Here is a 9,110-nt window from a genome sequence, read left to right as displayed (position 1 = left end):
GTGGGGCTCCAGGCGGGCGTCCACTCTACCGCCGCCCGGGCTCCCCCACGAGCCCCCCGCGGGCTCGGGCCTTCCGCCTCAGTCCGCGCCCTTGATGCAGGCCACCGGCTTGAGGCGGTGGGCCACCCGGGCGAGTCCGGCCTGCTCCACCGTCTCCAGCACGTCGTCCAGGTTCTTGTAGCAGGGCCCGGACTCGTCCAGCGGGGTGGTGCGGGTGTTGAGCAGGATGCCGGCCTCCTTCATGCGCTGGTCCGTCTCCTCCTGCTGGAGCTGCCGGCGCGCGGCGGCGCGGGACAGCCTGCGGCCGGAGCCGTGGTTCACGGAGTAGATGGACTTCTCCGCGCCGGGTTCGGCGAAGAGGATGGCGCTGCCCGTCTCCATGGACCCGGGGATGAGGATGGGGTGGCCGGTGGACTCCCACACGGTGCCCTTGAGGGCGGGGTGGCCGCCGGGGAAGGCCCGCGTGGCGCCCTTGCGGGCGACGAACTTCCCGGCCTCACGCTGGATGAGGTTGTGGGAGATCTCGTAGTAGATGCTCGCGGTGCCGCCGAACACGTCCTCCAGGGCGCCGCACACGGCCTCGCCGATGAGCAGCCGGTTGGCCACGGCGAAGTTGGCCGCCATGTTGTGCAGGTTCCAGTAGGAGCGGCCCAGGGCGCTGTCCGCGTCCAGCCAGATGAGGTCCTCGCTGCGGCTCTTGAGGCCCAGGTGGGCGGCCCCCTCCACGAAGAAGTGCTTGGCGATGTTCCAGCCGAAGCCCCGGCTGCCGGTGTGGAGCATCACCCAGACGCGGCCCAGCTCGTCCACCTGCATCTCGGTGAAGTGGTTGCCGCCGCCCAGGCTGCCCAGCTGGCCGCGCTTGTCGTAGGCGCGCCCGGGGATGTCCACCCCGGTGTCCTCCACGGGGATGAAGTCGCGTTCGGTGACGGAGTTGCCCCGGCCCAGGGCCTTGGCGCCGTGGCGGAGGACCTCCTTGAGGGTGCTCTCGTTGAGCTTGCGCTGCTTGCTGACCCGCTTGGCGCCCACGCCCACGGCGATGCGTTCGGTGACCTCGTTGATCCACTGGCGGCGCTTGGCGGGGTCCGCCACGTCCTCCACCTTGAGGGAGGTCTGGAGCTGGACCATGCCGCAGCCGATGTCGTAGCCGGCGGCGGTGGGCAGGAGGACGCCGTCGGTCTCCACGATGGTGCCGATGGGGACGCCGTAGCCCACGTGACAGTCGGGCGTGACGGCGACGCGGGTGACGCCGGGGAAGGTGGCGGCGTTGACCATCTGGTCGAAGACGGCGTCTTCGAGGCCGGGGGACTCCGGGGTGCCCTCTCCCCAGAGGAGCTTGTCGGAGAGGAACAGGTCCGCGTGCACGCGCATCGTCTTGGTGCGTGGCAGGACGTAGTGGCCCTCGGAGACCTTTTCCAGGTGTTGCTTCCAGCTCATGGCGTGTGACCCCAGGTGGGTGAACCCGCGGCAGTGACGGACCCGTCCCTCATATCTGACGGAGGTAGGGTTTCCGACATCCGGATGGCTGCCTGCCTGGTGTGGGAGGGCCTTGGGGCGAGGGGGTTGTCGGTCGGAGTGCACTGATCGGCAGTCGGACAAGCCTGGGGCTTGCGGCCCTGGATCGGCATTCCCATTTCTCTGGCGTGCATCAAGGGGGTGGGCGATGGGGTTTCTGACTGGGGTGGTGCTGGCGATGTCGTTGCAGGCGGGGCCGGTGGAGATGACCGCGGGCCCGGTGTTCAATCCGGCGCTGTGCGCGAAGAAGCGCGTGGATCCGTGCGGCTGCCATCACGTCTACGGCATCCGCCACTGCCACCAGAGCCGCAAGAGCAACCACTGCGAGGCGCAGGTCCGCGCCTACGAACCCGAAGAGACGCACGACGCCGAAGACGCGAGCAGCCCGCTGCAGAGCCTCATCGACCCGAAGAAGTCCGTGTCGATGTAGGACGCGTGGGGGTCGGGGCGTGAAGGGGCCGGAGGGCTACTCCGGATCCAGCGCCCAGGTTCCGTTGTCCCAGTGTCGCAGGGTCATGATGGCGTCGAGGGCGCCCACGCCTCCTTCTTTCGCCGCAGCTTCCAACACGGCCCTGGCTTCCGCCGTCCGGTAGCGGAGCAGGAAACCCGCCGCCATGGCGCGAACATCCGTGCGGGGATGCGTCAGCGGCATGGTGAGGGCTTCCCGGCCGGCATCTCCCCGAGCGCGCAACTCCTGAAGCGCCGCGGTGTACTGCCTGGCGTGGCGATTCCCTGTCCTGGCGTCACCCTGCCGGATGGCATCGGTCTGGGCCGCGACGTTCTGAGCGAATCGGGCGACCCATTCTTCCAGCGTCATCACCAGAGCCCCTTTTGCACGTTCTCGATGGCCAGCAGCCCGAACTCGCCTTGGGCCTGGTAGGACTGCGTGCTCAGCCACTGCCGCACGGTCAGTGTATAGGACTGCGTGATGGCGTAGCGGACCGATGAATAGACCGCGCTGATGTCGGTGTGCAGGGTCTTGTCCAGGGGGATGACGTTCTCGGTGTTGTGGAGCGACTGGGGCCCGAACCGGCCTGCGTGGCACCTGGGAGTGTGGGGACCTTCGCCGCGAGCCCCGCTGTCGTGTTGCCCACCGCCGCCACGGCCAGCATGGCGAACGCTCGCGCCGCGGTCCTGCCCATCACCTTGCCGTAGCGCTCTCCTTCGGTTCGCAGTTCATCGAAGGTGTTGGCCCGGTCCACGGCCTCCACCAATTGCTTGAAGCCCACGATGAGGCTCTTGAAGGTATCGAGGCCCACGTAGCCGATGAGCGTGACGGTCATCACCGCGGCGATGCCCTTGGAGAACGGCTCGTGCACCCTTGAAGGCATCCAACATCTCCTCCAGCACGACGCCCTGGGCCAGTGCGAGGGCCAGTGCGTACTTCCCATCCCCGGTGACGGTGGGGCTCTCCGCCAACAGGTGCAGACAGTCACCCTTCCTGGCGGTGCGCTCGCACCAGCGCAGGTAGGCGCGCGTCAGCTCCACCTCCTCGGCAGGTGACTCCCCCTCCAACTGCTCACCGGGATCGAGCGGAGTGATGCGACGCCGGTGGGGTTCGTACAGGTACGAGCCACTGCGTGGATCCACTCCGAACAAGCGCCGCGCCGCCGCCTGGGGCCGCGTGGAGGGCCGCGCGACGTGAGCCAGGGCCTCCACGGCCTCCTTGAGGTCATCCGCGCTGAGCTTCACCAGCGCGGCGTTTCCGCGCGGAGTGATCACGATGGGCGCGCCACGGCCCGTGTCCAGACGCACCACCCTCGTGGCGCTGCCGCACCCGGTGAGGAGCACGAGCAGAAAGGGAATCCACCACCGTGGCTGCATGCCAAGTCCTCTCGGAGCGGTTTTGCTCCCAGGAGGACCTCATGGCATGCAATGCGATTGCAAGGGACCGTGCGCTTGGAAGTGCGAAGGCGTGAGAGGCCGGTCGGACAGCCCGCATGAGGCGCACGGCTCAAGGTGACGCGGTCGCGTCTCCAGGCAGTGCCTCCGAACGGCTCACCTGCAGGTCGCTGTCCGAGCGGATGATGACCCAGCGAGCCTGGGGCGACACGCGCAGGGCCACCACGTTCGGCGCCAGGCGGCGCATCTCCGGCTTGAAGGGCAGCGTGGCCAGGGGCGGCATCGTCAGCGAGGACGCATGCGGATGCCCGACCTGGGAGCGCGGCAGGGGCGGGGGAGGAGGCGGCGTCGGCACGGCTTCCGGCGAGCGGTTCAGCAGCGCGATGACCTTCACGGTGGGGCGCTCCGGAGGCATTTCGAACTTCGACACCGGCGTGAAGGCGGTGGGCGTCAGGGGATGCGCCGGCAGGGCCAGCAGCGTCCCGGGCAGGGCCTTCTGCGGTGTGGCCGAAGAAGTCGGCGGCGCGGCGCGAGCCGTGACCGGCGTGGTGACCTGCACCGGAGCGATGTGCGGGACCGGAGATGCTGACCGCGCAGCGGTCAGGACGGTGGCCTGCACCGGAGCGATGTGCGGGACGGGAGACGGTGACCGCGCAGCGGCCGGGGCGGTGTGCTGGACAGGACCGGCGGACTGAGCAGGATTCGCGGCGTGCGGGACAGGAGCCGATGCCCGAGCAGGATTCGCGGCGTGCGCAACGCCCTGTGCCGGAGCGCCATGCGGAACCGGGCTGGGGCTGTGCGTCCGGGCCGGGTTCGCGGCGTGCGCAACGCCCTGTGCCGGAGCGCCATGCGGAACCGGGTTGGAGCCAGGTGACCGCGAAGGGTTCGCGGCGTTCGCCAGACCCTGCGCCGGAGTGACCGGGCTGGAACCCGGCGCTCGCACGGGCGCGGTGCCTGGACCCTGCGCGCCCGGAACGGAGTTCGGTGCCCGCGTGTAATCACCCGCCGCGACATGCGCCAGGGAGCGCGCGAGGAGCTCCGTCACCGTTTCCGGTGCCTGTGCCGGAGGCGGCGCGGCGGAACGGTGATGCGGCAGCAGGGCCTCCCGCCCCGGCCCCGAGCCGAACGCTGGCGTCCGCGTCGGCGCCGCGCCCCGGCCCCCGGAGGCGCTCAGGGGCGAGATGGGCGGCGCGGCGGGCAGCCCGCTCGAAGGGCCCGATTCCAGCGCGGCATTGAGCACGAAGGCCGGAGGAGGCGGCGGCGGCATGCTCCGGACGTGCCCCGGCGGGGGCGTGGGGGGCAGCCGGTCGAAGAAGTCGTTCGCGGACGTGTCGAGCGGATCCTCCTCCAGCGCCGCCGAGACCACCTCGCCCTGGCCCATCCGCACCACCTCCATCTGGAGGACCGGGTCGCGCGGATCCAGCTCCAGCGCGGCCTTCAGCGCACCCCGCGCGCGGGAGGCACAACCCAGTAGCATCAGTATCGTCGCTGCATCCCGGTACGCGGCGATGGCCTGGGGCCGCTGACCGGCGCGCCGGCACGCTTCCGCGAGTCGCACGCGCACGTTCGCATCGTGCGGCAGCATCCTCGCGAGCTGCGAGTACGTCTCCACGCATTGTGCGTACCTGCCCCGCTGGTACAGGGCGTGGGCGGTTTCCTTCAACTCCCGCAGCTTCGTCTCGCGCTCGCTCATGGAAGGCCCCTGCGTCCGTGCTGCTTCTCGGAGCTAGCAGGGTGCGTGCCGAGCGCCCTTGACGACCGGTCCCGTTCACTGCCGCGCCCCCACCGGGACCCGGGACCGGAACGCGTGTCCTGCATCCGGCGGACCCCGAGGCGAAACTCCGTGCGCCCGTGCACGCTGTCCAATGCAAGACGCGGCAGCGACCCTGTAGAAATGGGAACGACGCTGTAACAACGCCAGTGCTGCAATCCATGACGTCAGCGAATGACGCGAGACTTTGGGGACGTCGGATGCGCACGCATGCGACGCTGGGGCTCCTCCTGCGTCCACCGGAGACACCTGAAAGGTCACACCATGGCATCCCGTATCGCAGCCCTCACGTTGGGAGCTTTGTTGTTCGCATGTGTGCCCGTGGGCGCGAAGGAGCCGTCCAAGGCGACGAAGGAATCCGCGAAGAAGGTGGCCCAGGAGAAGGTGGACGCGCCGCCCGCCGACGAGACGTTGACGTTGAGGAAGGGCGCGAAGCGCTCGCTGCTGGTGCCGGGCCTGAGCCGCGTGGCGCTGGGCGACCCGACCATCGCGGACGTGGTGACGACGGGCGCGGAGGCCGTGGAGATCTCCGGCCTGGCGGAGGGGACGACCACCCTCCTCACCTGGGACAGCGCGGGCAAGCGCCGCGCGTACCGCATCGAGGTGGGCCGCTAGAGGCCCACCCCGCTCACGGCTCCGACAGGAGGAAGAGCGCGTGTGAGCTGGCGATGGGACGGGTCCTGTCGTCCTGCCATGCCTCCACGCGCACGTTGGCCACGCGCCGTCCCTGCCGGGTGATGAAGGCGCGCGCGAAGGTGTCCTGCGCCTTGCCCGAGCGCAGGAAGTCCACGGTGCTGGAGATGACCTTGGGCACGCGCCCGGTGTCCGTCTGGAGCAGCAGCTCGAAGATGGCGGACGACTCCAGGAGAGCGCCCAGCGCGCCGCCATGCAGCGCGGGCAGCAGGCTGTTGCCGATGAGGTGGGGCGCGTACCGCATGCGGCACAGCATCTCCCCGGCCAGGTTCTCCACGCCGATGCCCATGAAGCGCGTGTAGGGGATGGCGTCGGTGAGGCGGTGGTATTCGCGCGACTGGCGCACCGTGCGCACGAGGTCCGCGAGCGGAGGGGTGGGGGTGCTCATGGCGCTCAGTCCTCCACCCGCATGAAGGTGCCCTGCGAGGAGGCCACCGGCCGCTCCGGGTCGCCCTGGTGCACCAGGGCGCGCACGAAGGCGATGAGGCGGGTGACCTTGTAGCACTCGGCGTGCGCGGTCAGCTCCAGGCCCGGGCGCGCGGGGCGCAGGTAGTCGATGCGCAGGTCCAACGTGACGATGGCGGCGAAGGTGCCCAGCCGCGCGAGCACCGCGGTGCCGCACGTCGCGTCGATGAGCGTCGTCACCGCGCCGCCCGCGACGACCCCGGTCTCCGGGTTGCCCACCAGCACGTCCGCGTAGGGCATCACCACCGTCGCGTCCGTGGCGCCTACGTCCACCAGCCGCAGGCCGAGCGCGTGGTTGTGGGGCACCGCCTCGCTGAACAGCACGGAGAGCTGCTCCTGCCGTCCCGCCTTGTCCGTTGGAAGCGTGAGGTCCGACATAGACGTCCCGCGATAGCAGATTCGAGCGAGGGGTGGGGAGCGCGTCCGTCCGCGCCCGCTTCGAGGAGGCTGGAGCCCGCCCGCATGTCCGCTGGTTCACGCGCGCTTCACCCTTCGCGCTCGGGGCAGGCCGGTTAGGCTGCCGCGCCTTTCGTCTCCCCACGAGGACTCCCCCGGTGAACCGACTGACCTCCGCCCTCTGCTTCGCGCTGCTGGTGCCGGGCCTGCTCCTGGCCGCGCAGCCCCTGCCCCGGCCCGCGGGTGCGACCGCTCCTCCGCCGAAGGGCGAAGCCCCCCAGGAGCCGCCTCCGCCGCCCGCGCCAAAGGACACCGCGCGCGACGCCGCCCGGGCGAGCGAGGGAGACGCGGGCACCCCGCTCCCCGTCGCCGCCGCCGAGCCACCGGACGCGAAGAAGGACGCGTGGAGCGTGGACGCGCCCCCGGGTGCTACCGCCACGCAGGTGCCCATCGACGTGCGCGAGGGCACGTGGCTGAACGTGGACGTGAGCCCGCGCGGGGATGAAATCGTCTTCGACCTGTTGGGGGACGTGTACGCGCTGCCCATCGCGGGCGGCGAGGCGCGGCCGCTGACGTCCGGCGCGTCCTGGGACATGCAGCCGCGCTACAGCCCGGACGGGAAGTCCATCGCGTTCACGAGCGACCGGGGCGGCGGCGACAACCTCTGGGTGATGAACCGCGATGGCTCCGACCCGAAGCCGGTGACGCAGGAGAAGTTCCGCCTGCTCAACAGCCCGGCATGGAGCCCGGACGGGCAGTTCCTGGTGGGGCGCAAGCACTTCACCGGCCGGCGCTCGCTGGGCGCGGGCGAGGTGTGGATGTACCACCGCGCGGGCGGCGAGGGCGTGAAGCTCACCGAGCGCGCCAACGACCAGAAGGACCTGGGCGAGCCCGCGTTCTCCCCCGACGGCCGCTACGTCTACTTCAGCCAGGACGTCACGCCGGGGAAGTCCTTCGAGTACGACAAGGATCCGAACAAGGAGATCTACGCCATCCAGCGGCTGGACCTGGAGACGAAGGAGGTGGAGCCCTTCGTCACCGGTCCGGGCGGCTCCATCCGGCCCACGCCGTCGCCGGACGGCAAGCAGCTGGCCTTCGTGCGGCGCGTTCGCGCGAAGAGCGTGCTGTACGTGGCGGACGTGGTGTCCGGGGCGGAGCGGCCGCTGTACGACGGGCTCGACCGGGACATGCAGGAGACGTGGGCCATCCACGGCGTGACGCCGGTGGTGGCGTGGACGCCAGACAACAAGTCGCTGGTGTTCTGGGCGGGCGGGACGCTGCACCGCATCGACGTGGCGACGAAGAAGGTGACGCCCATTCCCTTCCACGTGAAGGGGACGCGCACGGTGTTCCAGCCGGTGCGCAGCTCCAGGGCGGTGGCGCCGGACCGCTTCGACGTGAAGATGCTGCGCTGGATGCAGGTGTCACCGGATGGCAAGCGTGTGGTGTACCAGGCGCTGGGCCGGCTCTACGTGAAGGACCTGCCGTCGGGCACGCCGCGCCGGCTGACGCGGCAGAACGAACATCTGGAGTTCCACCCGTCGTTCTCCCGGGATGGGCGCTCCATCGTCTACACGACGTGGGACGACGACCGGCTGGGCGCGGTGCGCATCGTCGCGGCGACGGGCGGGGAGGGGCGCGTGGTGACGGCGCAGCCGGGCTTCTTCGTGGAGCCGGTGCTGAGCCCGGACGGGAAGTCGGTGGTGTACCGCGCGACGGGGGATGGCTATCTGATGCCGGGCACGTGGAGTCGGGAGACGGGGCTGTTCGCGGTGGCGTCCGCGGGTGGGGGCGTGGCGCGCAAGCTGACGCGGGACGGACAGCAGCCGCACTTCGGCGCGAAGTCGGACCGCGTGTACTTCCTGCGCGTGGAGTCGAAGGAGGTGGACGACGTCCGCACGCTCCAGAGCATCGAACTGGACGGGGGCAATGAGCGCACGCACCTGAAGAGCGCGGGCGCCATGGAGATGCAGGTGTCGCCCGACGATAGGTGGGTGGCCTTCCGCGAGGACTTCAACGCGTACGTGACGCCCTTCGTGCGCGGCTCCAAGGAGGCGCAGGTGGGGCCGGGCACCAAGGCGATGCCGGTGACGCAGGTGAGCCGTGACGCGGGCGAATACCTGCACTGGTCCGGGGACGGGGCTCGCCTGTCATTGCACTGGGCGTTGGGTCCGAAGCTGTTCACGCGGGCGCTGAAGGATGCGTTCACGTTCCTGGACGGGTCTCCGAAGACGTTGCCGCCGCCTTCCGCGGAGGGCGTGGACGTGTCGTTCACGGCGAAGTCGGACGTGCCGGAGGGGACGCTGGCGCTGGTGGGCGGGCGCATCGTCACGATGAAGGGCGACGAGGTGCTGGAAGCGGGCGTGGTGGTGGTGAAGGGCAATCGCATCGTCGCGGTGGGCCCGGTGGGGAAGGTGGCGGTGCCGGCGGG

Annotated in this window: 8 protein-coding genes and 1 pseudogene; 3 read left to right on the top strand and 6 right to left on the bottom strand. The window is 70.4% G+C overall.

Annotated features, from left to right (window positions below; all coding sequences use genetic code 11):
* Nucleotides 1-78: 78 nt before the first annotated feature.
* Entirely contained in the window at nucleotides 79-1,434 is a 1,356-nt protein-coding gene (locus tag D7Y13_RS33035) for an RtcB family protein (RefSeq protein ID WP_120585187.1), read from the bottom strand.
* 226 nt (nucleotides 1,435-1,660) lie between these two features.
* Between D7Y13_RS33035 and D7Y13_RS33030 the strand changes: the two genes are divergently transcribed.
* The gene (locus D7Y13_RS33030) at nucleotides 1,661-1,942 is read left to right on the top strand and encodes a hypothetical protein (protein ID WP_120534045.1); all 282 of its coding nucleotides are present in this window, start codon (nucleotides 1,661-1,663) and stop codon (nucleotides 1,940-1,942) included.
* 36 nt (nucleotides 1,943-1,978) lie between these two features.
* Here the strand turns inward: D7Y13_RS33030 and D7Y13_RS33025 are convergent, their stop codons facing one another.
* From D7Y13_RS33025 to D7Y13_RS47250, 3 genes and pseudogenes are all read right to left on the bottom strand, one after another.
* Entirely contained in the window at nucleotides 1,979-2,329 is a 351-nt protein-coding gene (locus D7Y13_RS33025) for a DUF2019 domain-containing protein (protein ID WP_120585188.1), read from the bottom strand.
* Nucleotides 2,329-3,336, bottom strand: a pseudogene (gene sitA5 / locus D7Y13_RS49575) (SitA5 family polymorphic toxin). The gene D7Y13_RS33025 and the pseudogene sitA5 overlap by 1 nt, the downstream one beginning before the upstream one ends.
* 130 nt (nucleotides 3,337-3,466) lie before the next feature.
* Entirely contained in the window at nucleotides 3,467-5,047 is a 1,581-nt protein-coding gene (locus D7Y13_RS47250; protein WP_199732901.1) for a BTAD domain-containing putative transcriptional regulator, read from the bottom strand.
* A 342-nt stretch (nucleotides 5,048-5,389) separates the two neighbouring features.
* Here D7Y13_RS47250 and D7Y13_RS33010 point away from each other — a divergent pair, with 342 nt between their 5' ends.
* Nucleotides 5,390-5,740: a pilus assembly protein N-terminal domain-containing protein gene (locus tag D7Y13_RS33010; protein ID WP_158620460.1), complete on the top strand. Its 351-nt coding sequence runs from the start codon at nucleotides 5,390-5,392 to the stop codon at nucleotides 5,738-5,740.
* 13 nt (nucleotides 5,741-5,753) lie between these two features.
* Here the strand turns inward: D7Y13_RS33010 and D7Y13_RS33005 are convergent, their stop codons facing one another.
* Both D7Y13_RS33005 and D7Y13_RS33000 read right to left on the bottom strand, forming a co-directional pair.
* Complete coding sequence (locus D7Y13_RS33005) at nucleotides 5,754-6,206, bottom strand: PaaI family thioesterase (RefSeq protein ID WP_199732902.1); 453 nt, start codon at nucleotides 6,204-6,206, stop codon at nucleotides 5,754-5,756.
* A 5-nt stretch (nucleotides 6,207-6,211) separates the two neighbouring features.
* Entirely contained in the window at nucleotides 6,212-6,661 is a 450-nt protein-coding gene (locus D7Y13_RS33000) for a PaaI family thioesterase (RefSeq protein WP_120534050.1), read from the bottom strand.
* A gap of 176 nt (nucleotides 6,662-6,837) precedes the next feature.
* Between D7Y13_RS33000 and D7Y13_RS32995 the strand changes: the two genes are divergently transcribed.
* The coding region (locus D7Y13_RS32995; protein ID WP_120630890.1) for a PD40 domain-containing protein at nucleotides 6,838-9,110 on the top strand (2,273 nt) is incomplete at its 3' end.

Source organism: Corallococcus praedator (assembly GCF_003612125.1).
Lineage (GTDB): Bacteria > Myxococcota > Myxococcia > Myxococcales > Myxococcaceae > Corallococcus > Corallococcus praedator.
The sequence above is the reverse complement of the archived record's forward strand: the minus strand, read 5'-3'. Positions and strand labels throughout refer to the sequence as shown.

Excerpts from the sequence above, each read along its gene's own strand:
- D7Y13_RS33035 (WP_120585187.1), bottom strand. The coding sequence starts at position 1,434 with ATGAGCTGGAAGCAACACCTGGAAAAGGTCTCCGAGGGCCACTACGTC.
- D7Y13_RS33030 (WP_120534045.1), top strand. The coding sequence starts at position 1,661 with ATGGGGTTTCTGACTGGGGTGGTGCTGGCGATGTCGTTGCAGGCGGGG.
- D7Y13_RS33010 (WP_158620460.1), top strand. The coding sequence starts at position 5,390 with ATGGCATCCCGTATCGCAGCCCTCACGTTGGGAGCTTTGTTGTTCGCA.
- D7Y13_RS33025 (WP_120585188.1), bottom strand. The coding sequence starts at position 2,329 with ATGACGCTGGAAGAATGGGTCGCCCGATTCGCTCAGAACGTCGCGGCC.
- D7Y13_RS47250 (WP_199732901.1), bottom strand. The coding sequence starts at position 5,047 with ATGAGCGAGCGCGAGACGAAGCTGCGGGAGTTGAAGGAAACCGCCCAC.
- D7Y13_RS33005 (WP_199732902.1), bottom strand. The coding sequence starts at position 6,206 with ATGAGCACCCCCACCCCTCCGCTCGCGGACCTCGTGCGCACGGTGCGC.
- D7Y13_RS33000 (WP_120534050.1), bottom strand. The coding sequence starts at position 6,661 with ATGTCGGACCTCACGCTTCCAACGGACAAGGCGGGACGGCAGGAGCAG.